The 23,678-nt window shown below is 60.8% G+C and carries 26 protein-coding genes and 1 tRNA gene; 9 read left to right on the top strand and 18 right to left on the bottom strand.

Annotation, left to right across the window (positions count from 1 at the left end; genetic code table 11):
- Positions 1-23: 23 nt before the first annotated feature.
- From KEM63_RS10815 to ccoN, 11 genes are all read right to left on the bottom strand, one after another.
- Positions 24-569: an adenine phosphoribosyltransferase gene (locus KEM63_RS10815; protein ID WP_223651542.1), complete on the bottom strand. Its 546-nt coding sequence runs from the start codon at positions 567-569 to the stop codon at positions 24-26.
- A 16-nt stretch (positions 570-585) separates the two neighbouring features.
- A complete protein-coding gene (fnr, locus tag KEM63_RS10810; protein WP_223651533.1) occupies positions 586-1,317 on the bottom strand; it encodes a fumarate/nitrate reduction transcriptional regulator Fnr in 732 nt (243 codons plus the stop codon).
- Positions 1,318-1,426: 109 nt separating this feature from the next.
- The gene (locus KEM63_RS10805) at positions 1,427-2,194 is read right to left on the bottom strand and encodes a sulfite exporter TauE/SafE family protein (protein WP_223651531.1); all 768 of its coding nucleotides are present in this window, start codon (positions 2,192-2,194) and stop codon (positions 1,427-1,429) included.
- Positions 2,191-2,454, bottom strand: coding sequence for a cbb3-type cytochrome oxidase assembly protein CcoS (ccoS, locus tag KEM63_RS10800; RefSeq protein ID WP_223651529.1), 264 nt, complete (start codon positions 2,452-2,454; stop codon positions 2,191-2,193). Before ccoS ends, KEM63_RS10805 begins: the two co-directional genes overlap by 4 nt.
- The gene (locus KEM63_RS10795) at positions 2,451-4,910 is read right to left on the bottom strand and encodes a heavy metal translocating P-type ATPase (protein WP_223651528.1); all 2,460 of its coding nucleotides are present in this window, start codon (positions 4,908-4,910) and stop codon (positions 2,451-2,453) included. The genes ccoS and KEM63_RS10795 overlap by 4 nt, the downstream gene beginning before the upstream one ends.
- 1 nt (position 4,911) lies before the next feature.
- The gene (locus KEM63_RS10790) at positions 4,912-5,427 is read right to left on the bottom strand and encodes a FixH family protein (RefSeq protein WP_223651526.1); all 516 of its coding nucleotides are present in this window, start codon (positions 5,425-5,427) and stop codon (positions 4,912-4,914) included.
- Positions 5,428-5,431: 4 nt separating this feature from the next.
- Entirely contained in the window at positions 5,432-6,844 is a 1,413-nt protein-coding gene (gene ccoG, locus KEM63_RS10785; RefSeq protein WP_223651525.1) for a cytochrome c oxidase accessory protein CcoG, read from the bottom strand.
- Between the two features lie 126 nt (positions 6,845-6,970).
- The gene (gene ccoP, locus KEM63_RS10780) at positions 6,971-7,894 is read right to left on the bottom strand and encodes a cytochrome-c oxidase, cbb3-type subunit III (RefSeq protein ID WP_223651523.1); all 924 of its coding nucleotides are present in this window, start codon (positions 7,892-7,894) and stop codon (positions 6,971-6,973) included.
- Positions 7,891-8,088, bottom strand: coding sequence for a cbb3-type cytochrome oxidase subunit 3 (locus KEM63_RS10775; RefSeq protein ID WP_223651521.1), 198 nt, complete (start codon positions 8,086-8,088; stop codon positions 7,891-7,893). Before KEM63_RS10775 ends, ccoP begins: the two co-directional genes overlap by 4 nt.
- 4 nt (positions 8,089-8,092) lie before the next feature.
- Positions 8,093-8,701 carry a cytochrome-c oxidase, cbb3-type subunit II gene (gene ccoO, locus KEM63_RS10770; RefSeq protein ID WP_223651519.1) on the bottom strand — a complete coding sequence of 203 codons (609 nt, stop codon included), beginning with the start codon at positions 8,699-8,701 and terminating at the stop codon, positions 8,093-8,095.
- An 11-nt stretch (positions 8,702-8,712) separates the two neighbouring features.
- Positions 8,713-10,140, bottom strand: coding sequence for a cytochrome-c oxidase, cbb3-type subunit I (ccoN, locus tag KEM63_RS10765; RefSeq protein ID WP_223651517.1), 1,428 nt, complete (start codon positions 10,138-10,140; stop codon positions 8,713-8,715).
- A 377-nt stretch (positions 10,141-10,517) separates the two neighbouring features.
- Between ccoN and KEM63_RS10760 the strand changes: the two genes are divergently transcribed.
- Positions 10,518-11,144, top strand: a complete 627-nt coding sequence (locus tag KEM63_RS10760; protein WP_223651515.1) for an alpha/beta family hydrolase — start codon at positions 10,518-10,520, stop codon at positions 11,142-11,144.
- Here KEM63_RS10760 and KEM63_RS10755 read toward each other — a convergent pair.
- From KEM63_RS10755 to KEM63_RS10745, 3 genes are all read right to left on the bottom strand, one after another.
- The gene (locus KEM63_RS10755; RefSeq protein ID WP_223651513.1) at positions 11,141-12,850 is read right to left on the bottom strand and encodes a methyl-accepting chemotaxis protein; all 1,710 of its coding nucleotides are present in this window, start codon (positions 12,848-12,850) and stop codon (positions 11,141-11,143) included. The two genes, KEM63_RS10760 and KEM63_RS10755, sit on opposite strands and share 4 nt — an antisense overlap.
- Before the next feature lie 170 nt (positions 12,851-13,020).
- A complete protein-coding gene (locus tag KEM63_RS10750; RefSeq protein ID WP_223651510.1) occupies positions 13,021-14,301 on the bottom strand; it encodes a TRAP transporter large permease in 1,281 nt (426 codons plus the stop codon).
- A 15-nt stretch (positions 14,302-14,316) separates the two neighbouring features.
- Positions 14,317-14,910: a TRAP transporter small permease gene (locus KEM63_RS10745; protein WP_223651508.1), complete on the bottom strand. Its 594-nt coding sequence runs from the start codon at positions 14,908-14,910 to the stop codon at positions 14,317-14,319.
- Between the two features lie 217 nt (positions 14,911-15,127).
- On the opposite strand from KEM63_RS10745, the gene dctP reads away from it, so the two are divergent.
- A complete protein-coding gene (gene dctP, locus KEM63_RS10740; protein ID WP_223651507.1) occupies positions 15,128-16,294 on the top strand; it encodes a TRAP transporter substrate-binding protein DctP in 1,167 nt (388 codons plus the stop codon).
- 9 nt (positions 16,295-16,303) lie between these two features.
- Here the strand turns inward: dctP and KEM63_RS10735 are convergent.
- Positions 16,304-16,398: transfer RNA gene (locus KEM63_RS10735), tRNA-Sec, on the bottom strand.
- A gap of 159 nt (positions 16,399-16,557) precedes the next feature.
- Here KEM63_RS10735 and apbC point away from each other — a divergent pair.
- The 3 genes from apbC to KEM63_RS10720 all read left to right on the top strand — a co-directional run bounded on the left by apbC (position 16,558) and on the right by KEM63_RS10720 (position 18,605).
- Positions 16,558-17,652, top strand: coding sequence for an iron-sulfur cluster carrier protein ApbC (gene apbC / locus KEM63_RS10730; protein WP_223651503.1), 1,095 nt, complete (start codon positions 16,558-16,560; stop codon positions 17,650-17,652).
- Positions 17,653-17,731: 79 nt separating this feature from the next.
- Positions 17,732-18,298 (top strand): dCTP deaminase, encoded by a 567-nt coding sequence (gene dcd / locus KEM63_RS10725; RefSeq protein WP_223651501.1) that lies wholly within the window; start codon positions 17,732-17,734, stop codon positions 18,296-18,298.
- Positions 18,299-18,374: 76 nt separating this feature from the next.
- Positions 18,375-18,605 (top strand): hypothetical protein, encoded by a 231-nt coding sequence (locus KEM63_RS10720; RefSeq protein WP_223651499.1) that lies wholly within the window; start codon positions 18,375-18,377, stop codon positions 18,603-18,605.
- A 65-nt stretch (positions 18,606-18,670) separates the two neighbouring features.
- Here KEM63_RS10720 and KEM63_RS10715 read toward each other — a convergent pair whose 3' ends face one another.
- Entirely contained in the window at positions 18,671-19,387 is a 717-nt protein-coding gene (locus KEM63_RS10715) for a TorF family putative porin (protein ID WP_223651497.1), read from the bottom strand.
- A gap of 326 nt (positions 19,388-19,713) precedes the next feature.
- On the opposite strand from KEM63_RS10715, the gene KEM63_RS10710 reads away from it, so the two are divergent.
- The 4 genes from KEM63_RS10710 to KEM63_RS10695 all read left to right on the top strand — a co-directional run bounded on the left by KEM63_RS10710 (position 19,714) and on the right by KEM63_RS10695 (position 22,598).
- Complete coding sequence (locus KEM63_RS10710; protein WP_223651495.1) at positions 19,714-19,959, top strand: DUF2789 domain-containing protein; 246 nt, start codon at positions 19,714-19,716, stop codon at positions 19,957-19,959.
- A 78-nt stretch (positions 19,960-20,037) separates the two neighbouring features.
- Positions 20,038-20,232 carry a CsbD family protein gene (locus KEM63_RS10705; RefSeq protein ID WP_223651493.1) on the top strand — a complete coding sequence of 65 codons (195 nt, stop codon included), beginning with the start codon at positions 20,038-20,040 and terminating at the stop codon, positions 20,230-20,232.
- 73 nt (positions 20,233-20,305) lie between these two features.
- Positions 20,306-21,187, top strand: a complete 882-nt coding sequence (locus KEM63_RS10700) for a CAP domain-containing protein (protein ID WP_223651491.1) — start codon at positions 20,306-20,308, stop codon at positions 21,185-21,187.
- Positions 21,171-22,598: a hydroxysqualene dehydroxylase gene (locus KEM63_RS10695; protein WP_223651489.1), complete on the top strand. Its 1,428-nt coding sequence runs from the start codon at positions 21,171-21,173 to the stop codon at positions 22,596-22,598. Before KEM63_RS10700 ends, KEM63_RS10695 begins: the two co-directional genes overlap by 17 nt.
- A 4-nt stretch (positions 22,599-22,602) precedes the next feature.
- Here the strand turns inward: KEM63_RS10695 and KEM63_RS10690 are convergent, their stop codons facing one another.
- Entirely contained in the window at positions 22,603-23,256 is a 654-nt protein-coding gene (locus tag KEM63_RS10690; RefSeq protein WP_223651486.1) for an acetoacetate decarboxylase family protein, read from the bottom strand.
- A gap of 186 nt (positions 23,257-23,442) precedes the next feature.
- Positions 23,443-23,601, bottom strand: coding sequence for a hypothetical protein (locus tag KEM63_RS10685; RefSeq protein WP_223651484.1), 159 nt, complete (start codon positions 23,599-23,601; stop codon positions 23,443-23,445).
- Positions 23,602-23,678 lie beyond the last annotated feature (77 nt).

Below are 23,678 nucleotides of genomic sequence, written 5' to 3'. Positions count from 1 at the left end.
CCCGGCGGACGATGCAGACAGACCTATTCTTTCTCTTCAAAGGCGCAGAGGGTAAAGACGGGAATGTCTGCATCCTGCATCTTGCGCGAGCCACCCAGATCAGGAAGATCGATGATCGCGGCGGCTTCGTACACCTCAGCCCCCATCTGCTTGATCAGGCTGGCAGCAGCCAGAAAGGTGCCGCCGGTGGCGATAAGGTCGTCGAGCAGCAAAACCTGATTGCCTGGCCCTAACGCGCCCTTGTGTACTTCCAGGTGCGCCTCGCCGTACTCGGTTGCATAGCCTTCGCGAAGCGTCTCGGCAGGAAGTTTGCCTGCCTTGCGAAACAGTACCAGTGGCTTGTTGAGCTCGTAGGCGAGAACTGCGCCGAGCAGGAAGCCACGCGCATCAATTGCACCGATGTGCGTAACCGGTGATTCCACATAGCGCTGGATCAGGCTGTCGGCGACCATGCGCATGGCCCGCGGCGAGTGATACAGCGGCGTGATGTCACGAAAGACGATACCTGGCTTCGGAAAATCCGGCACCGGCCGAATCAGGGACTTGATGGTGTACTCGTCGAAAATCATCTATGGGCTCTTGGGTCTAGTCGCTCTGGCCGCCGGCCAGCGCGCACAGTTGGGTATGGTCCAGAAGTTCGATCTGTTTGCCTTCGGCGGCGATCAATCCCTGTTGCTGGAAACGGGTGAATACGCGCGATACCGTCTCGACCGCCAGCCCCAGGTAGTTGCCGATCTCGTTGCGCGACATGGCCAGCCGAAAAGCCTTGGCCGAGTACCCGCGTGCACGGAAACGTGCAGACAGGTTGATCAGCAGGGTAGCGATACGTTCGTCAGCAGTCTTCTTGGATAGCAGCAGCATCATCTGCTGGTCGTCGCGGATCTCACGGCTCATCAGGCGCATCAGCTGCTTGCGTAGCTGGGGCATGGTGGCCGTGAGGTCGTCGAGTCGCTCGAATGGAATCTCGCAGACAGAGGTGGTTTCCAGTGCCACCGCGGAGAGCGGATAGACCTGGTCGTCCATTCCGGATAGTCCGATGAGCTCGCTCGCCAGATGAAAGCCGGTGATCTGCTCTTCGCCGGAATCGGACAGGCTGAAGGTCTTGATCGCGCCGGAGCGAAGGGCGTAGATCGACGTGAAGGCATCGCCCTGACGAAACAGCATCTCCCCTTTCTTCAACGGCCGCCCGCGCTTGACGATATCGTCCAGTGCGTCCATCTCGTCGGCCTGCAGCGCGAGCGGCAGACACATGCCGGACAGGGAGCAGTCCTTGCAGTGTGCCTCGGGAAGCGCGCGGAATTTGATAGCGTCGTTCATGGGGGAAGGGTCCGGGACAGGTGCTTGTAAGCGCAAGGTTAACCGAAGGATGCGCTGTGTTCCATCCTGCACAGGTCCGATTGCGCAGGTCGGTGTACAGGCAGGGGGGTCAGTGATGCGTATGCGCGTTGCCGGTCTCGTGCGACGGGACAACCGGATCATCGTCCGAGTGCGCATGAGCACCGTGTCCGCCGCGCATGACCCATGCAGTGTGAGGCCCGGGAATGGTCCAGATGCCGAACAGTATCACCAGCACGGCAGCGGTGATGCGAACCGGCCGCCGGCGCAGCAGCGCGAGCATCTTCTGCGCAGCCAGTCCCGTTGCCAGCAGCGTGGGCAGGGTGCCGAGACCGAAGGCCAGCATCAGACTGGCCGACACCGGTGCGCTGCCCTGACTGCTGGCCCAGATCAAGGTGCTGTAGACCAGCCCGCACGGCAGCCAACCCCAGACCGCGCCGAGCGCGATGGCCTGTGGCATATGAGTAACCGGCATGAGCCTGCGAGCGACCGGTTGGAGGTACTTCCACAACCCCCGTCCGACCGCTTCGATGCGCGTCAGCCCGGCCCACCAGTTGGCCAGATACAGACCCATGGCAATCATCAGCAGACCGGCTATCACTCGCAGCGCAGGTCCCAGCCCGGCGTCCCGGGCCAGCCAGCCCAGGCTGCCCAGCAGGGCGCCGGCCGCGGAGTAGCTGGCGATGCGACCCAGGTTGTAACCCAGCAGCACGCGCCAGAGAGGCCACCCTTGACGCTCCTCGGCGGGGATCGCCATTGTCAGTGCGCCCATCAGCCCGCCGCACATACCGATGCAATGCCCCCCGCCAAGCAGGCCAAGGGCAAGCGCGGTCAGCAGCAGGGGAATGAGTTCGCTCACGTGCGCGGGGGCTCGCGCTGATCAGCCGGTTCGGCGCCGGGGTCGTTCTGCTGTGCAGCGGTCGGGGGCTGGTCGTCCTTGTCCTGCTCTTCACCTTTTTGCGCGGCGAGGTGCGCAGGATCCTCGTCATCGAACAGGATGCTGTGCGCGGGCCCGTCCAGGTCGTCGTACTGGCCATTGTTGACCGCCCAGGTGAAGACCCAGATGGCGATGATCACCAGCAGAATCGCAACCGGTACCAGAACGTAGAGAAACGTCATGCAGGCTCCTCCGTAAAACGGGAAGGCGCAGTGGCGGCGGGGCGGCGATGGCCGGCCACGCGTACCAGCCGCAGGGCATTGAGCACCACCAGCAGCGAGCTTGCTGACATGCCGATCGCCGCCCAGGCCGGCGTGACCAGACCCAGTGCAGCAAGGGGCAGCACTCCGGCATTATAGGCACTGGCCCAGAACAGATTCTGTACCATGATTCGCCGGGTACGACGGGCGCCTTCCATGGCGTCAAGCAGCACATGCAGGTGACCACTGAGCAGCACCGCATCGGCGTTGGTCTTGGCCAGGTCGGACGCACCGCCCATGGCTACGGAGATATCGGCACTGGCCAGAACGGGAACGTCGTTCACGCCATCACCCAGCATCAGTACCCTGTCGCCCTCCGCCTGGCGCTGCTGCACGAAAGCGAGCTTGTCGTCGGGGCTGGCGTTGCCGATCGCCTGATCGATGCCCAGTTCGGCTGCTACACGATCGACCACGCTGGCATGGTCGCCGGAAAGCAACGTGACCTTCAGGCCGCGAGTTTTCAAGCCGTCGATGAGCTGACGTGCATCGCTGCGCAGCCTGTCGTTGAGCACGAACCAGGCTATGGGACCGGCCGTATCGCCAAGTAGCAACCACTGCCCGTCGCTTTCCGGATAGTCCGGAGCGGCAGTCCCCGACAGCGCGCAGACGAAGTCGGGCTTGCCGATTCGCAGCGTGCGGGCGTGACAGTCGCCCTCGAGCCCCTGTCCGGGATAGGCCTGAACCTGCTCTGCGAGCTCAATGGCGCGACCGAAGGCCCGCGCGATGGGGTGTTCGGAGCGCGCTTCGAGCATGCGCGCCCAGGCCAACGCCTGATCCGCGCCATACCCATCGAAGGGGACGATGCGTTCCAGGGTCATGCGACCCTCGGTGAGCGTGCCGGTCTTGTCCACGATCACGTGGTCCACTCGGGTCAATCCTTCCAGCACGTGGCCGCGTGTCACGAGCAGGCCAAGCTTGTGCAGGCTACCGGTCGCGGTGGTCAATGCAGTCGGCGTGGCGAGCGACAGTGCGCAGGGGCAGGTGGCCACGAGCATTGCCAGAACGATCCAGAACGCGGTCTGACCGTCTGCATACCACCACCAGGCGGCCCCCACCACCACGGCCGCGGTCAGTACGCAGATCAGGAAATACTGCGCAACCTGATCGGCAAGCCGGCCCAGCCTTGGCTTGTCGGATTGCGCGCGCTCGAGCAACCGGACAATCGCCGACAGGCGAGTCGCATCGCCTATGGCGTCCACCCTGATACGCAACGGACCTTCAACGTTGAGCGTCCCGGCGACGACGCGGTCGCCGGCGGTCTTAGACAATGGCAGGTATTCTCCTGACAGTGCCGACTCGTCGACACTGCTGACGCCTTCGGTAATCACACCATCAGCGGGTATGCTTTCGCCCGGGCGCACCTCCAGCACATCACCGGTGCGTACTTCCTCCAGCATGATGCGTTGGCGTTGGCCGTTCTCCGCCAGGCGAACGGCGCTGGGGGGAAGCAGGTTTACCAGCCGCGCCGTACTCTCGACCGTACGCTGCCGCGCCCGGCGTTCGAGGTAACGACCGGCGAGAAGGAAGAAAGCAAACATCGTGACGGAGTCGAAGTAGACCTCGCCCTGATTGGTGACCGTGGCCCAGATGCCGGCCAAATAGGCGCCACCGATCGCAAGCGAGACTGATACGTCCATGGTCAGGCGTCGGGAACGCAAGTCGCGCCAGGCGCCCTGAAAGAAGGGGGAGCAACTGTAGAAAACCACAGGGGTGGTCATCAGCAGGCTGGCCCAACGCAGCACCGTAGCCATCCGGGGCGTCAGGTCCTGATTGAATTCTTCGTACAGCCCCATGGTCGCCATCATGACCTGCATGAACATCAGGCCAGCGAGGCCGAGGCGACGTAGATAGCGGCGATTTTCCTCTGCGATCTGCGCACTGGCCCGATCCGCTTCGTACGGGTGAGCGCCGTAGCCGATGCGCTTGAGCTCGGCGAGCACGGCAGACAGCCTGGTGGCTGCGGTATCCCAGGTTACGCTCAGTCGATGGTTGCCAAGGTTCAGACTGACCTGGGTGACGCCGGGCAGCTTCGATAGACGTTGTTCGATCAGCCAGCCGCAGGCCGCGCAGGAGATGCCTTCGATGAGGAGCTCGATCTCGCGCTGGTCGCCGCTTGCGCTGACGTAGCGGTCCTGCACATCGCTGCGGTCGAGGAGCTCGAGCTCCTCCTGCAGCACCGTAGGCAAGGCTTCCGGGTTGGCAGAATTCTCGGTGCGGTGACGGTAGTAGGATTCGAGCCCGCTGGCGATGATCGACTCGGCTACAGCCTGACAGCCGGGACAGCACATCGGCCGTGACTGTCCGAGTATCTCGCAGAACCACGGCGCGGCGGCGGGGACCGGCTCGCCGCAGTGAAAACAGCGGGTGGGTTGTGACATGTCAGCGGTGGATGAGCTGGTACTGCTGACCTGCCGCGACCTGCACCTCGTCGGTCAAACGCCAGCCGTTGTCGCCGGGCAGTTGGGCGTCGCTGAGATCGAGGTAATAGCGCCCTTCAATGCCGCTTTCGAGCTGGCCGGCGTACTGGTCACGGCCAACCCGCCCAAGGGTGATGGCACGATCGCGCTCGGCATGGCTGGGCGAAATGAACTCCAGCCGCAGCTCGTCAGGCGGCGTCTGCAGATCCCCGTCCAGCTCCAGACGGATCTCGCCGGTCAGCTCGTCGATTTCGAAGGTAGCGTTGAGCTTGTACTGCCGTGCAAGCTGGTCGCGCCCCAGATGCATGTTTATCGCCCGGCCTTCCTTGTAGTAGTTGTCCCGCACCATGCTGTCCTGGTTGGCCATGGCAACGATCAGCAGACCGATGCCCAGCACAACCGACAGCACCAGTATGGCGATGATGAACCATGCCCAGACCTGCTTGTACCAGGGACCGCCTTGGTCTTCTTCGTGCATATGTTTACCTGAGTTTTGGGCCCATGAAGCGGCTTTCCGAGGTGTCCGAGACATCCTGGTCATCTTCTGCGGTGACGCGGAATTCGATTGCCATGTTCGTACCGTCCATGAATGCCGGATCCAGCTGCACGGTCACCGGCAGTTGCAGCATGCTGTTCGCGTCGACGGTCAGGCGGTTGGCTGGCAATCCCATGCTCAGCTCGGGATGCCCCTCGACGGACAGGTCGAACGTGCGCCGCTCGGAGCTCTTGTTGAAGACCTTGATGATATACACGTTCTCGATATCGCCACCACGCGCTTCGCGATACAGAACGTTTCGATCACGCTCCACATCGACAGACACCTCGGCCAGGCTGACCACGGTGAAAATGAACAGGCCGATCATGGTGACCAGCGCCACGCCATAACCGATCAGGCGGGGCCGCAGCACCTGCGTTTCCTCCCCGGCCAGATTGTGTTCGGTGGTGTACCGGATCAGCCCGCGAGGGTAGTTCATCTTGTCCATGATCGTATCGCAGGCATCCACACAGGCCGCGCAACTGATGCACTCCATCTGCAGGCCGTCACGGATGTCGATGCCGGTCGGACATACCTGAACGCACATGCTGCAGTCGATGCAGTCACCCAGGCCGACAGCCTGCGGATCGACACCTTTCTTGCGTGGGCCGCGGCTCTCGCCACGCGCCTCGTCATAGGAAACGATCAACGTATCCTTGTCGAACATGACGCTCTGGAACCGGGCGTACGGACACATGTGCGTGCACACCTGTTCGCGCAGCCAGCCGGCATTGATGTAGGTGGCGGCAGTGAAGAAGAACACCCAGAACAGCGCCCAGCCTCCAACCTGCAATGTGAACAGGTCCGCGACCAGTCCGCGGATGGGAGTGAAGTAGCCGACAAAGGTCAGCGCGGTGATCAACGAGACCGCCAGCCAGATTGAATGCTTGGCGCTGCGGCGGGCGAACTTGTCCGCGGACATCGGCGCCTTGTCGAGCTTGATGCGTGCGTTGCGCTCCCCTTCGGTAACGCGCTCGGCCCACATGAAAATCCAGGTCCAGACGGTCTGCGGACAGGTATAACCGCACCATACTCGCCCTGCGAACACGGTTATGAAGAACAGACCGAAGGCGCAGATGATCAGCAGGAAGGACAGCAGGAAGAAGTCCTGGGGCTGGAAGGTGGCAGCGAAGATATGAAACTGCCGGGCGGGCAGATCGAAGAGTACTGCCTGTCGATCACCCCATTGCAACCAGGCGGTGCCGAAATACAGCATGAACAGAAACGCAACGCCGGCCAGGCGCACGTTCTTGAAAAATCCCTGATACGAGCGCGTCTGGATCTTGTCGCGCTTGGCGTACAGGTCGTAGGTTTCGACCTTCCCCGGTGTAACGTCTTTGACAGGAATCTGTTCGCTCATTGGCAACCTTCGGTCAATAGAGGGGGAGGGGGGATCCGGCCGGAGAACTCCGGCCGGAGTATTGCCGCATATGAAGACTATATGCGTGGACCTTTCGGCACCATGCGACGCAGCGTCGCGGTGCGCTTACTGCTCGGTGCGGTCAGAGTCCGTGTCGACGGTCTCGCCTTCTTCCTGGGACAGGCTGTACACGTAAGACGCCAGCATGTGAATCTTGTCGTCCCCGAGGTGAGCCTGGGACGGCATGTTACCGTTACGGCCATAACGGATAGTCTGCTGAACCTGCAGCATGCTGCTGCCGTACAGCCATACTTCATCGGTCAGGTCAGGCGCGCCAAGCATATGGTTGCCTTTGCCTTCCGCACCGTGACACGCCACGCAGTTGCTCTGGAAAATGGTCTTGCCAGCTTCGATGTCGGCGTTTTCGCTTTCGCGACCCGACAGGCTGCGTACGTAGCCGGACACGTCACGCACACCCTTGTCACCAACGACGGCTAGCCATGCCGGCATAGCTGCCTGACGACCCTGATACAGCGTCTCCTTGATGCGATCGGGCGTGCCGCCCCACAGCCACTCGTCGTCGGCCAGATTCGGGAAGCCGAAGGCGCCGCGTGCATCCGAGCCATGACATACCGAACAGTTGGTCGCAAACAGCCGCTGCCCGATGCGCAGGGCATCGGTGTCCTTGGCGACTTCCTCGACCGGCATCTCGGTGTAGCGAGCGAATATCGGAGCGAACTGCTCCTGCATGCGCTCGACTTCCGCTTCGTACTGGTCGACCTGGGTCCAGCCGAGCAGGCCACGGTACTGGCCCAGACCCGGGTAGAGGATCAGATAAACCGCGCCGAAGACCAGCGTGGCCAGAAACAGCATGAACCACCAGCGGGGTAGAGGATTGTCGTATTCCTCGATGCCGTCGAAGGAGTGGCCTACGGTTTCGTCGGTCTGATCAGGACGTTGGCCCTTGCGAGTGGCGAACAGCAGCCAGGTGATCAGCCCCAGGCAGATCAGGGTCAGCAGGATGATGTACCCGCCCCAGAATTTAGTCATTTCCTCTTACTCCTAGCGTCTTCTTCTTTCTGCTCGCGGGCCTTTCGTTCGCTTTCGGTTTCGTCTGCAAAGGGCAACTGAGAGGCCTCATCGAAGTCCTTTTTCTTGTATGAGCTGTACGCCCACAACACGACGCCCACAAAGGCCAACAGCACGAAAATGGTGGCAATACCGCGGAGAGTGTTGATGTCCATGGTCTTACCTGCGGTCCGACAGAACCGTACCCAGGTGCTGCAGGTACGCGATCACCGCGTCGATTTCGGCTACGCCTTCCACTGCCTCACGCGCGCCAGCGATATCTTCGTCGGTGTAGGGAACGCCCAGCTTGCGCAGCGCTTCCATCTTTCGGGCGGTCAGCTTGCCGTCGAGAACGTCGTCCTGCAGCCACGGATAGGACGGCATCTTGGACTCTGGCACCACGTCACGCGGGTTGATCAGGTGAGCGCGATGCCAGTCGTCGGAGTAGCGTCCGCCCACGCGGGCAAGGTCCGGCCCGGTACGCTTCGAACCCCACAGGAACGGATGTTCCCAGACGCTTTCGCCAGCGACCGAATAGTGCCCATAACGCTCGGTCTCGGCGCGGAACGGACGGATCATCTGCGAGTGGCAACCCACACAGCCTTCGCGGATGTAGATGTCACGACCTTCCAGCTCAAGCGCGGTGTAGGGACGCAGACCTTCGATCGGCGTGGTGGTTTCTTCCTGGAAGAACAACGGGACGATCTGGGTCAGGCCGCCGAAGCTGATCGCCAGGACCATGAACGCCACCAGCAGGCCAAGGTTCTTTTCTACAATCTCGTGTTTCATCTACGTATTCCTCAGGCGATCTGCGCTTCAGCGTCGGCTTCGAGAACCTTGGCCTGGCGGACGGTTTGCCAGACGTTGTAGGCCATGATCAACATGCCGGTGAGGAAGAACACACCACCGATCAAGCGAACCACGAAGCCCGGATGGCTGGCCTCAAGTGCTTCAACGAAGGAGTAGGTCAGCGTGCCGTCGACGTTCACCGCGCGCCACATCAGGCCCTGGGTGATACCGTTTACCCACATCGACACGATGTACAGCACGGTGCCGATGGTCGCGAGCCAGAAGTGCGCGTTGATCAGGCTGATGCTGTGCATCTGCTCGCGACCGAACACCTTCGGGATCAGGTGGTACAGCGAGCCGATGGAGATCATGGCAACCCAACCCAGTGCACCGGCGTGTACGTGGCCGATGGTCCAGTCGGTGTAGTGCGACAGCGCGTTGACGGTCTTGATCGCCATCATCGGACCTTCGAAGGTCGACATGCCGTAGAACGCCAGCGAAACCACCAGGAAGCGCAGGATCGGGTCGGTACGCAGTTTGTGCCAGGCGCCCGACAGGGTCATCATGCCGTTGATCATGCCGCCCCAGCTCGGTGCCAGCAGAATCAGCGACATCACCATGCCCAGCGACTGAGCCCAGTCAGGCAGAGCGGTGTAGTGCAGGTGGTGCGGGCCGGCCCAGATGTAGATGGAGATCAGTGCCCAGAAGTGCACGATCGACAGGCGATAGGAGTAGATCGGGCGGTTGGCCTGCTTCGGTACGAAGTAGTACATCATGCCGAGGAAGCCCGCAGTCAGGAAGAAGCCTACCGCGTTGTGACCGTACCACCACTGAACCATTGCATCCGCAGCACCGGCATACATGGAGTACGACTTGGTCAGGCTGACCGGCATCGCCATGCTGTTGACGATATGCAGAACCGCTACCGTAAGAATGAACCCGCCGAAGAACCAGTTACCAACGTAGATGTGCTTCATCTTTCGCTTGGTAATGGTGCCGAAGAACACCAGTGCGTACGACACCCACACGACAGCAATCAGGATGTCGATCGGCCACTCGAGTTCGGCGTATTCCTTGCTTGAAGTGAGACCCAGAGGAAGCGTGATCGCAGCCAGCACGATAACCGCCTGCCAGCCCCAGAACGTGAACGCCGCCAGCTTGTCCGAAATCAGCCGTGCCTGGGACGTGCGCTGTACCACGTAATAGGACGTGGCGAACAGGGCAGAGCCACCAAAGGCAAAAATCACTGCATTGGTATGCAACGGGCGCAAACGGCCGAAGCTGGTCCAGGGCAGATCGAAGTTGAGTTGAGGCCAGACCAGCTGAGCGGCAATGAAGACGCCCATGGCCATGCCAACGATACCCCAGACCACCGTCATGATGGCGAACTGGCGTACTACCTTGTAGTTATAAGCTGTCGGAGTGGTAGCTGTGCTCATGCGAGATTCCACGGATAGCAATGGGTTTAAGGGGTTCAAAACGGCCGCAAGTATGAGGAAACCCCGGTCTGTTTGCAATGACGCAAGTCAATGGAAACAGTGTGTTGGGACCTCTCTGGAGCGCGCTTCTTGACGCGTGTTTCCTACTCTCCAATCACGAATTGGGGCGGACCTTGGCGCATCAACATGGTGCAAGAGTGGAGTCTGTCAGCGGGTACAACGGCTGACCGACGCCTGGACCTAGTAGGAGTTGTTACAGCGATGGTCCGGGTAGCGCCAAGGGTAATACCCTGACTGGTTGAAGGGAAGTTGAAGCGGCGTAAACGGCTGTGGCATCTTGTCGCATCGATGAAGCAGAGGTTCTCAAGAGGTACTGCATGAGCATTTCGCTGCTAATCAATGAGCCGCAGACAGGCCCCTGCTCCGTCACCATGCTGCTGGCGCATGGTGCCGGCGCGCCGATGGACAGCCCCTTCATGCAGTCCATGGCCGAATATCTGGCCGGTTCGGGACTGAGGGTAGCGCGGTTCGAGTTTCCTTACATGGCCGATCGTCGGCGCGAAGGCAGGAAGCGTCCGCCCAACCCTATGCCGCAGCTACTCGACGCCTACCGCGAAGCGGCTGGGCGGCTGACCGGACCGCTGGTGCTCGCAGGCAAATCCATGGGCGGCAGGGTGGCGAGCATGCTTGCCGATGAGCTCGGGGCCCTGGGCCTTGTATGCTTCGGCTATCCGTTTCACCCGCCGGGCAAACCCGAGAAGACGCGCGTCGAGCATCTGCGAGATATTGCCACGCCCACCCTGATCCTGCAGGGAACGCGAGATCCCCTGGGTCGGCCGGAAGAGGTGAGTGAGTATGTACTTGCATCGCAACTGCGCATCGAGTGGCTCGATAGCGGCGATCATGATTTCAAACCGCTCAAGGCGAGCGGGCGGACCCAGCAGGATCTGATGGAACAGGCGGCTTGCGCCGCCGTTCGCTTCTGCTGCACCCAGATGGATTAGAGACCCAGAGCCGCCGGCAACACCGCAGCGGACATGGTTCCCCAGCGCCGTCCTTTCACCACGATCGGCACATACAGTACGAATACGATCACCGTGGACCCCGGCATCACGAACGTGCCCAAGTTCAGATAGGTGCAGCTGGACATGATGCGCAGGTCGTTCTGGTTGCTGACTGCAAATCGCTTGTAGTTGCTGCGCGCGGCGTCCACCTTCGGATCGCCAGTGGGCGGTTGCGAGGATGCGCTGCGGCTGGTTGCGAGGTAGCCCTTTTCGTTGACTGCCGCCATGTAGACGATGCCGTCCTTGCCGCCCTTGTCCCACTCGTCGAGTAGCGGACGGATGCGCTTGATGAACGGGTCGGCCCAGCTGACGTCATGTTTGGGCGGGTTGGTGTTGGGGATGGCTGTGTAGCGCTGGTCGAACAGGTCCACCCCGCTCGCTGCGATGTCGTTGAGCCGGCTTTCCAGCTCGGCCCGGCGCGACATCAACAGCTCGGTGACTGCTTCCATTTGTCCTTCGCCCAGCCGGAAGCCAGCCAGCGAGCGCAGCGTCAGATTGGTGTTGTCCCGCAGTGCGTCAGCCTGGGTGAAGGTCTGTTCCATGTGCTTGCTGATGGTAATGCTCAGTTCACGGATTTCTCCACCGTGGCGGAATGTCTCCGCGTTTGTAGCTGTAAGCTCTTCGAGCGCAGCGCTGACCATCAGCAGGTCGTCGTTGGCGCCCTGAAAGTCTTCGACCATGGCGTCGAACTGGTCGGCTGCGCTGCTGACGGCGACCCCGGTAGACTCGGTCTGCTCGATCATGCCGCGGGTCTGCTGCTCGGCGCCGGCCATCGCCTTGGTCATCTGCTCCATCAGGCCGCTGATCTGGTCCGCGGCGCTTCCGACCTTGAACGAGAGATTGCGCACTTCATCGGCCACGACCGCAAAGCCGCGGCCCTGTTCACCGGCGCGTGCCGCTTCGATGGCGGCGTTGAGCGCCAGCATATTGGTCTGAGCGGAAAAGTCCTGCACGGTGGTGAGGATCTCGCGAATCTTGCCCGACGTGGCGTTCAGCGCGTTGACGTTGTCCTTGAAGCCTTCCATCGCCGAGCTGATCAACTGCATTTTCTGCCGCGCGTCACCCATCTGCACCTTGGACTGACGAGCGACTTCCAGATTGCGAGCATTCACCGCCGTCACGCCACTGGCTCGGGCGGAAATGTCCTGCAGTGCGGTGGTGGTCTGCTCGCTGGCGTGGAAGATCAATTCGGAGAGCTGCTGCTGCTGGGTCGCGTCCCGCGCTGCCTGCTCCGCCAGCAACCGGCTGGTCGCCGAAGCCAGTGCGGTACGCAAGCTGTTGTTCTGCAGTTCGAGCATGACCTCGCGCAAGCGGTCGTTGAGTCTGTCGAACAGCGAGACGCTGTCGTCCCGGCCAGGCTCGCCTGCACTGCGCACCCGCAGATCGATCTGAGCACCATTGGCATTGGCCAATCGCTGCTCGAGCGAGGCGCTTCCAGCCTTGCCGGGCCTGGTCTTGACAGCAAGCAACACTGTGACGGGGGCCAGGCAGACGGCAAGCCACATCAGCGGACCGCTGGCTAGCCACAGCAGACTGGCGATGAAGAAAAGCTGGCATAGCAACAACGCCGTCCAGACTGCTCCCGACGGAACAGCCTCGCCTGCCGATGCGCCTGATGGCTTAACCGAATCTTCCTTGGTGTTCATGTCTACCCTCGATGCGCCTGGGACTAAACAGCTGTCGTTATAGGTCTTGTTAGCTGATGCGGGATTGCCGGATTCAACATCCCTTAACAAGGTTATCGGCAGCGACCCATAAATCCCTATAGGCTTTTTCGGCCATTTTGTGCGCTTAACTGGCGCGTGCGGATAATCGATCAATTGGCCAGGGAGGGCAGCCAGAGGGAGATCTGCGGAAACAGGATCAGGATCACGGTGGCACACAGCAGAATCAGAATGAACGGCGGCGTGCCTCTGATCACGTCGAAGTACGGTCTGCGAAATACCGCCATCGCGGTGAAGATGTCGCATCCGAAGGGTGGTGTCGCTGAGCCAATCGCCGCTTGAAGCGTGACAATGACGCCGACATGGACCGGATCGAGGCCCGCCGCGTTGACCGCCGGCATGAACAGCGGCGTGAGAATCAGGATGACCACGATCGGGTCAACGAACATGCAACCTATAAAGAAGGAAATGGCAATCAGGCCCAGCACCATGGTCGGATTGTCTCCGATCGTGGCAATTACCGGGTCGAGAATGGCCTGGGGGATGCCGGCAAACGAAATGACGTAGGTAAACGCGGTGCCTGCGGCCACGAGAATGAATACAACCGCTGTAATCAGCCCGGTGGAGAGCGCGACGTCCCAGAGCTCGCGCAGCTTGACCGCGCGCAGGATAACGATCTCCAGTACCAGTGCATACAATACGGCAATCGCTGCCGCTTCCGTGGGGCTGAAGAAACCACCGTATATGCCGCCCACTACGACAACCGGAAACCCGAGGGGAAGTATTGCCTTTTTCGCTGCGGTCCAGCGCGCCGACCAGTTGGCGCGGGGCTCCGGCTCGATGCCCATGCGAATCGAGCCGATCCAGCAATAGATGGAGAACAACACGAGCAGCAGGAAGCCGGGAAGGATGCCGGCGATGAACAGATCCCCGATGGACGCCCCCGACACAACGCCGTAGATGATCATGCCGATACTAGGCGGGATCAGCAGCGCAATGTCGCTGGCGTTGATGATCAGTGCAAGGGTGAACGAGTCCGAATAGCCCTTTTCAAGAAGTTTTGGGCGCATCGGCCCGCCCATCGCCACCACGGTGGCCTGGGTTGAGCCTGAGACGGCGCCGAACAGGGTGCAGCTGGCGGCGGTGGTGATGGGCAGCCCCCCGCGCAGGTGCCCAACGAAGCTCTGAACGAGGTCCAGCAACCGGTTCGCAGTGTGCCCGCGCGTCATCAGGTCGGCGGCGAAGATGAACAGGGGCACTGCGGCCAGGGCCCACGAGCGCACGCCGCTGATCATCTGCCCCATCAATAGCCCGACGTTGTTCATGTCCAGCACGAGGAACAACAGCATCAGCGATGCGGCGAGCAGGGGCACCATCATCGGAAAGCCCAGCGCCAGCAGCACGAACATGGTGATGAAGGTAATAGTCAGCATAGGCAGGCCGGTGTCTCAGACGCTTGAGGTGTCGGGTACATCGTCGTACCGCTCTTTTTCCGAGAACGACCTGTAGGTGTCCTTCGACATGAGGTTGCGTGCGACGGTCAGCCAGTACTGGATGCCCGCCAGGGCAAAACCGATCGGCGCGGCAAGATAGGGAATCCACAGAGGTATCTGCAGGGCAGAGGAGAGGCGCCCACGGCTCTGGATTGCGCTTACATAATCCCAGGCGTGCCAGGCCAGATAAAACATCAGCGCGCCGGTGGTGATATGGATGAACATCAGCAGCAGCTTGCGCGGACGGCCACGGAGCTGATCGTAGAAGGCTGACATCGAGATATGGCGCGCCTTGCGTACACCGTAACCAAGCCCGGCGAACGTCATGATGACCATGCTCATGCGGGTGAGTTCGACCTGGCCGGTCACACCGGTGCCCAGGAGCTGCCTTCCGAGCACATGCACGATCAGCAAGCCCGAAAGAAACAGAACGGTTCCACCGAGGATGATCTCCTCGATGCGCTCGGCTGCGCGATCGAGTACGCCCAGTCCTTTCTGCAGTGATGCCTTGAACGAGTTGCTGGCCGATCGGTCGGCAGGCTCGGGCATTCGTCGATCCCCTTGGCAGTCGTAGTTGCACTCAGACGACTTCTATACGAGCGAATGAATACTTTCCGCGGCGCGCGGGTCACACAAGGGCAAAAGCGCGCCGTCTCGTTTCTTTGTGACCATAACCCATGGAGTTAGTTTTTGCACGGCGTGGACATATCAGGGTCCTATGTTATGGTTATAAGAGTTATCCAGAACAATGCAAAGGGAGCGTTCCATGAACTGGCGTAATAGTTGTATCGGTGTAGCAGCCTTGGCCCTGGCGGCCTGCGGATCGGAGAACAAGGAAGAAACCGAAGTTTCTGCAGGTGTGGAAGAGCAGACTTCTACCGGACAGGTCGAGGTATGGCGCTTCGGTCTGGAAGAGATCGAGGGTAGTGTCCAGCACGAGTATGGCAAGCGCTTCTCAGAGCTGGTCAGCGAGCGCACCGACGGCGCAGTCGAAGTTCGGCTGTTTCCGTATGGGCAGTTGGGTGGCCTTACCGATATCTACGATCAGGTGCAGTCCGGCGCAATCGAGCTGGCGTTCGGCTCCGGCTTCCTCGGCGGCACCGTGCCCGAGTCGCAGTTGTTCAGCCTGAATTTCGTCCTCACCGAGGACGAGAAGCGCAATACCGAACTTCTCAACGACCCTGAATTCCGCAAGCACGAAGCCTTGGTGGAGGCGTTCAACGAACGCGAGCTGCACCCTCTGGCAATCGTTCCGGAAGGCTGGCAGGTCTGGACCGCCAACAAGGAGATCCGCACACCGGAAGATTTCGATGGCGTGGCCATTCGAACCATGGATAACCGTTTGCTGCGTGAGACCTACAGCGCTTACGGCGCCGATCCGACCACGATGGAATACGGCGAAGTCTTCAGCGGCCTGCAGCTCGGACAGATTGACGCCAACATCCAGCCGGTTTTCGCGCACGAGGAGATGGACTTCTATCAGGTTCAGGACTACATGATCTTCGCCAATCAGGCGCAGTTCATTGCCACGTTCATGGCCAATCAGGATTGGTACGAGGCGCTTTCGGAGGATCGCAAGGCGCTGGTCGAGGATGTGGTCACCGAGCTGGTTCCCTACATCCATGACGTCCAGACCCGACTGAACAGCGAACGGTTGAGCAAGATCACCGAGAACAGCGAAATCCAGGTCATCGAGCTGACCGAGGAAGAGCGCGCCGCCTTCCGTGAGCGCAGTATTGCAGTGCGCGATACGTTCGTCGAAATGGTCGGCGACCGGGGCAAGACGCTGATGGAATACCTGCTGGAGAAAGTAGGTGATGAAGGCAACGCGGCCGCGGCAGACGCAAACGAAGGGGCTGCGACAGAGGAGTCGCAGGAAAGCGAGCCGAGCGATCAGGCCGAGGCTGCAGAGGAGGAACGCGAAGCGGCCTGATGCCGAAACTGGCGGAAGGGAATAGGAGTCGAACCTACCAGACGCGCCTGGCGCATCTCACCGGGTTTGAAGTCCGGGCGCCCCACCGGGGACGATGCCCTTCCGTGTGCCAAGGCTAACACACAGGACCGGTCTTGGAGCCGGTTCATAACGGCTGCGGATGCTACTTGATCACTGCAGCCGGTGTCTGTCCAGAACCCGCTTTTCCCAAGCGGGTTCTCTCGTTAGCATTATCGCTTCTTATATATATACCCGGATGCCCTATGACTCAGCCAAGCCGTACTGCCATCGAATCTGCGCTGGCCCAATATCGCGATCCCTATACGGGCTCGGATCTGTTGACCAGCGGTTGCGTTCGCTCGCTCGATATTGACGGCGGCACGGTGCGCGTCGAGGTTGTGCTTGGCTACGCGGCGGACGGCTTGACCAGTGGCGTCGAGCAGATGCTCCAGGTGGCAATGGAGAACGTCGAAGGCGTCGAGTCGGCGCGAGTGACCGTCGGTTGGCAGGTCGATGCTGCACCCGCACAGGGGTCGCTGCCTGGCTTGCACAACGTCAAGAACATCATAGCGGTGGCGTCCGGCAAGGGTGGCGTAGGCAAGTCGACTACTGCTGTCAATCTGGCGTTGGCTCTGGCTCGAGAGGGCGCCCGGGTTGGCGTCCTGGACGCCGATATCTATGGCCCCAGCATGGGGTTGATGCTCGGGCTTGCAGACGGGACGCGGCCTGAGGTGCGCGGCGGCAAGACATTCCTCGCGCCCAGAGCGCATGGGGTGCAAGTGATGTCGATGGCCTTCCTGGCGGACGACAGTACACCGATGGTCTGGCGCGGGCCTATGGTTTCCGGGGCCCTGATGCAGCTACTGACGCAGACGGAATGGGACGACCTGGATTATCTGGTGGTCGACATGCCCCCGGGCACAGGCGACATCCAGCTGACACTCGCGCAAAAGGTACCGGTCACTGGCGCGGTGATCGTCACCACGCCGCAGGATCTGGCGCTGCTGGATGCCCGCCGCGGCATTGAAATGTTCGGCAAGGTGAATATTCCGGTGCTCGGTGTCGTCGAGAACATGGCTGTTCACATCTGCTCCAATTGTGGTCATTCCGAGCATTTGTTTGGCGAAGGCGGGGGCGTGCGGCTGGCCGAGCAGTATGGTGTGGATCTGCTGGCCTCGATGCCGTTGTCGATGATGATTCGGGAGCAGGCCGATGCCGGACGGCCAACCGTGGTCGCGGAACCCGAGTGTCAGATCAGCATGATCTATCAGGACATGGCCAGGCATGTGGGCGCGCGGATCGCCACGCGAGCGAAGGAGGGCCGTGGCGTGCCGAATATCAGCATCAGTGACGACTGACGAGCAGCTTGTCAGGCTTTTGTCGCTTGCGATAAACGGCTAACATGCTCGCTCTTTTTTGATCAGTCCAGGAATCACCATGAGCATCAAGTCCGACCGCTGGATCCGTCGCATGTCCGAAGAGCAGGGGATGATCGAACCCTTCGTCGAGCGCCAGGTACGCGGCGCGGAAGGCAGCCGGGTGATCTCCTATGGTGTGTCGAGTTACGGCTACGACGTCCGTTGTGCCGATGAATTCAAGGTGTTCACCAACATCCACTCGGCAACGGTCGATCCGAAGTTCTTCGATGAAAAGAGCTTCGTCGATATCAAAAGCGATGTGTGCATCATCCCGCCGAATTCTTTCGCACTGGCGCGTACGGTCGAGTATTTCCGTATCCCGCGCAACGTGTTGACCATTTGCCTGGGCAAGAGCACCTACGCTCGCTGCGGCATCATCGTCAATGTCACACCGCTCGAGCCTGAATGGGAAGGGCACGTGACACTGGAATTTTCGAATACCACGACGCTGCCTGCGAAAATCTACGCCAACGAAGGCGTCGCGCAGATGCTCTTCTTCGAGTCGGACGAGGCGTGTGAAACCTCCTATCGGGATCGCGGCGGCAAGTACCAGGGCCAGCGGGGCGTGACGCTACCGCGCGCTTGAGGTCTACCACCATCGTCTAATACACCTCGCTGCGCAGGTTGCTCATGCTGACTCAAATTCCTTCGAGGAGGCGCCCGTGAGTCTGCTGCGCACGCTTGGTTTCTGCTTTCTATTTATCATGGTGCCGTTGGGCGGGCTGCTTGCGGCGTATCCGGACGAGATCGCCGGGGGCTTGAGTGGCCTGTTCGGGACCGAGGTCACGCGCGGCCATCTCGGCATCGGCTTCCTGTTTCTGGCCGCCATTTGCATGCGTGTCGATCTGTCCATCCGCCGACGTGCGCAGGCTCGCTCCGCTGTAGCTGCATAAAAAACGCCGGTTCCAAGGGAAGCCGGCGTCAATGCAGTCAATCGGTCAAACGAGAAGCAATCGACTTAGAACGACTTTGAGGCGGAGAACGTCAAGGCCGAGTCGCACGAGTCGCTGTCGCTGTATGCGCAGTCGTCGCCCAGATCGGTGTCGCTGTACATCAGGGCCAGATCAAGTCCGAGAACAGTCTTGCCGATGGACACCGCCCAGTCGGAATATTTCTCGTCGCCGCCGACACCATCCAGCGGATCCTTGGTATCGCTCACGCCGTAGTGCAGTCCGAGGCCCAGCCCGTAGGGCAGGTCGAAGCCGTAGTCGATGAACGTGTACAGTTGGCTGGACGGATCGTAAGCGTACTTCGCGCCGACAGTGAAACCATACAGTCCAAGACTGCCGATCACTTCCTGTACGTCGATGCTGCTGTTGCCGGGATAGGTGTAAGTAGCCCATTGCAGATCGTAGCTGATGTCGTCGGTGATTGAGCTGCCGAAACCTGTGTAGTAATCGAACTCAACGCTCGAGCCACCGAAATCCTCCCCGTCCACATTGGACGCCCAGGCACCGATGTACAATCCGCTTTCATGCGCGATGTCCAGACTGCCCTGTACCGCGCCGGCCCCGTCTGTCTGCGACTGGCCGCGCCAGATGTAATCGGTGGCCAGGGTGGCGGTCATGCTCACGTCCACTTCGCCCACCGCGGTATCAAAGGCTTCGGCATGTGCCAGGCTTGCGAAGCCGATGCTGCTGGCTGCGGCTACAACGGCTGCGATTTTTTTCATCATTCTGTAGTACCCCATGTCTAATGTGATTCGATTGCAAAACAAAACTGTTGGCATGGAGTGCTAAGCATATTGCTTGCCACTTTCGTAAAAGCCATTCGATTCAATGCCTTGCTGACGTTGAAGGCTGCCCATCGGGCCCCATCTAGCCGCGGTCGCGGCCACCGCTGCGCTTGAACAGTGCAAGGCGGTACTCCAATGGTGCAACTGTGCCATCAGTTGGCGCACCTGCCTGAATCGACACCTGTGAATCGAGCAGGCGATCAAATGGAACCGGCGTGGCGCAAAGGTTCTCTATGAGATATCGCGGTTCAATAACTGGAGGCCCCATGGATACGCAGAACAAAGATATGGCAACGCTGTTCGAGCAGCTCGGACTGGACTCGGACGAAGCAAGCATCGACAACTTCATCGCCGAACACCGGCCCCTGCCGGACGAGGTGAAGGTGACGGAGGCGCCTTTCTGGAGCGAAGGGCAGGCTGCGTTCCTGCGTGAATCGTTGATGGACGACGCCGACTGGGAACCGATCGTGGACGAACTCAACGTGCGCCTGCACGAGAACATCAGCGAATAACAGTCATTCGGCGCCTGAGGGGAACTACCCTCTTAGCCGTCCGTCCACTGATATGTACACACTAGGCTGGAGAACGTTATGGGCAACAGCACTGAAGACAAGCTCAAAGGCAAGTTCAATGAAACCGTCGGTAAGGGCAAGCAGGGCGTGGGCGAAGCGACCGACGATGACAGCATGAAGGGCGAGGGTAAGGCCCAGGAAGGTGAAGGCAAGCTGCAAGGTGCCAAGGGCGAGGCCAAGGACAAGATCAAGCAGGGCGTAGACAAGGCCTGACACGCCTTCCTGTTTTACTGCACAAGCCGGTGATTCACCGGCTTGTTGCGTTGTGAGGAAGACGATTGCACATATGTCCCATCCTTCTAATGTCGCCAAGTTCGCCTTGATCCCCGCGCTGGTGGGAGTCTTGTCGTCAGGGGCCTTCAGCCCCGCCCATGCGCAGAACGCCGCCGGTGATGCCGAACAGCTGATTCACCTGGTAAACCAGTATCGTGAAAGCGGCGCTTCCTGCGATGGTGCCCGGCGTGATGGTGCGGCACCGCTGGCACCCGATGACCAACTGGCACAGGTGAATCTTGAGCCCGGCAGCAGCTGGCAGAATGTCTTGCGAGAAGCCGGTTATCAGGCAGCCAGGGTCCAGGCCCTGCAATTATCCGGACCTCGCGATGCGGAGGCGGCCATGGACGCGCTACGCGATCGCTATTGCGCCTTGATGCTTGACTCTGCGTTCTCCGATATCGGCGTGAGCCGGAACGGCAATCAGTGGCAGCTGGTGATGGCTCAGCCACTGGTTGCGGACGACATGGGTGACTGGCGAGCCGAGGGCAAGGCTTTGCTCGAAGAAGTGAACAGAGTGCGTCAGCAGGCGCGCCAGTGCGGTGATCAGTCGTACGAGGCTGCTGCACCGCTGAAATGGTCGGATCTGCTTGGAGAGGCGGCGCTGGCGCACAGTCGCGATATGGCTGAGCGGGGATACTTTTCTCATGGCTCGCCCGAAGGCAAACAGGTCAGCGACCGTGCCGTTGAGCAGGGCTATGACTTCCGCCAGATTGGCGAGAACCTTGGCTTTGGTCAGAGCACGCCGGGCCAGGTGGTCCAGGGCTGGCTTCTCAGCCCCGGGCATTGCGCCAATCTGATGAAGCCGGGCTATACCGAAATGGGCGCTGCCTACGCCCTGGAGCGCGCAGATAATGCCATCTACTGGACGCAAGTTCTTGGCCGACCACGCTGATACAGGCATGCCGGAGGTCCTGATCGTTGGCGCAGGTCTTGCCGGGCTGAGTTGTGGCGCCTTCCTTGCTGACGCTGGTCTGCGGGTAGAGGTGCTCGAATCGAGCTCCGTCGCGGGCGGGCGCGCCCGCAGCTGGTCAGATCCTGGCACCGGCTATGCGGTTGATATAGGCCCGCATGTACTGCTGAGCAAGTACCCGAACATGCTTGCGCTGCTCGAACGGTTAGGCAGCGCCGAGCAGATATGCTGGCAAACCGACCATCTACTCACGGTACTCGATGATCGGCGGCCCATACGTTTCAAACAGGCGCTGCTCCCGCCCCCACTGCACTACCTGAACAATCTCGGTCGGGTGTTGCCTACCGTGCCGCTCGGCAGGCTGCTGAGTAACATCCCCATCACCTTGCGCACCATGGGCAGTAGCCCTTCGGACATCCTCGACCTGGATGACCGCACCGGCATTGCGCACCTGCACGCCAATGGCGTGAGTCAGCCGTTTATCGACTGGTTCTGGGCGTCTGTGTCGATGGCGTTTCTGAATCTTCCTGTGGAGCAGTGCTCTGCAGCCTCGCTGATGCGCATTTTCTGGCAGGCGCTGGGGCACAACGATGTCACCTTTGGTTTCCCGAAAGTCGGCTTGAGTGAGCTGTACGTGCCTCAGGCTATCGAACGGATCGAGCGCGCAGGCGGATGCGTACGTTACGACCAGCGCGTGACCGGCGTTTCCGGAAGCCCCGATAGACCAGACGGAGTGAGACTCGGAGACGGCAGTAGCAGGCACGCTGATCAGGTGATCCTCGCGGTGCCTCCGACAGCCATCCCGACATTGCTTCCTGCGTCGCAGAGGCTCGTGCAGGTGGCCAGGCAATTCGAGCCCAGCCCGTACATAAGCTGCTATCTGTGGTTCGATCGCAAGTTGACCGACGCGCGTTTCTGGGCGCGGCCGTGGTCATCGAAGGAGTTCAACACCGACTTCTACGATCTGAGCAATATTCGTGAAACGGGTACCGGCCCGGGTTCCATGATTGCCACCAATATCATCTGGAGCCACCGTGCAAAGGGAATGTCCGATGAGGCGGTGATCCAGGCAACCATCAACGAGATCAGCGACTTTGCTCCGGAAGTCCGCAGGGCGCAGCTGATCGGTTCGGCCGTGCATCGGATACCCATGTCCGTTCCCTGTGCACGCCCGGGAATCGAGCGTTTGCGCCCGGCCACGACGGCTGTTCAGGGTCTGTATCTGGCAGGTGACTGGACCGACACCGGGTTGCCGTTCTGCATGGAAAGCGCGGTGCGCTCGGCGGCGCTGGCCGCGGAAGCGGTGTTGACCGCACGCGGCCGGACTCAGCAGCTGGCTCTGCCAGTGCCAACCCCTGGCGGCCTGATGCGGCTGACGAGCAGAAGGCTCTGACGCCTCAGATGCCAATCGACGCCTGAAGCTCCCAGATGCGCAGGTTCGCAAAGGGCTTGCGGTCGGCAAGAAATCCCAGCGGGCCAGCTGGTGCGAAGTCCCATTCGGCCTTGCCGGTCAGCGTCTTGCCCCGCACGCTACAGCGTGTGCGTACCGGAGCGCGGGCGCCTGGCTGCACAACGAACCCGCCTAACGATGGACGTCCAGGGATCTCGAATTTCGGCTCGAACCGAAGGCTGGCTACCTGAGCCCCGTCGAGTTGCATCTCGCCGGAGAACGTACCGCGATAGGCTGATCCGACTGTCTCGAATTCCGCCATCTGTTTGGGAATGTTCCACAGCGAACGACCACCTGCACAGCTGATCGGATCATCCACCCAGATGCACGGCACGGTTCCGGTCATGGCAAGCATCCCCTGGCCGCGCACCGGCACCACAATCGCCAGTTCGTCATAGATGGCGGTGCCCCCGGTATAGGCTGCCCACACGGCCATGACCAGTGAATTGCCCGCGAACGCCGCATAGTCCACACCTTCCGGTGCTGGGGGCAGCTGCGCTGTCGGCAGGCGCCATACGGAGGCGCACGCCGAGCCGCTCAGGTGCCATGGTGCCGGCGGGATGTCGGTGTTGCTGATGGACTCTGGGTCTTGGTTCGACATGGGTTTCTCCTCGCTAGACAGATACCCTTGAGTATGGCTTCCGTGCGAGACAAGGGAGCAGATAACCGGCTCCATCCGTCCGAAGCCGGTATACGCCTGGTTCAGAGTTTCCGGTTGTCTGTGGCAATCGAATGCCGCAGGGCAGGGTGAAGGAGCAGGACTCCGCGGGAGTCCTGCCGGGGCGCATCAGTGGCGGTCGTCTACACCATCGTCGCCGTCGCCCGCTTCGTCGTAGTCCGGGTCTTCACCGGGCCCACCTTCGCCGGCGTCCACCATGGTCACATCAGGCTCTTCGGATTGCGGCCGCTGCAGACCGTTCTTGTCTGACTGTTCTTTGTCGCTCATCGAGTCTCCCCCTTGGTTGGTCTTCCCCGTTGGAGAGAGGGTCCAAGCGTTAGTTCAGGGGGCGGAGCGACGTTTCG

The organism is Halopseudomonas nanhaiensis (genome assembly GCF_020025155.1).
GTDB classification, from domain to species: domain Bacteria; phylum Pseudomonadota; class Gammaproteobacteria; order Pseudomonadales; family Pseudomonadaceae; genus Halopseudomonas; species Halopseudomonas nanhaiensis.
Note: the sequence above shows the minus strand (reverse complement) of the source record. Positions and strands in the feature narration are given on the sequence as shown.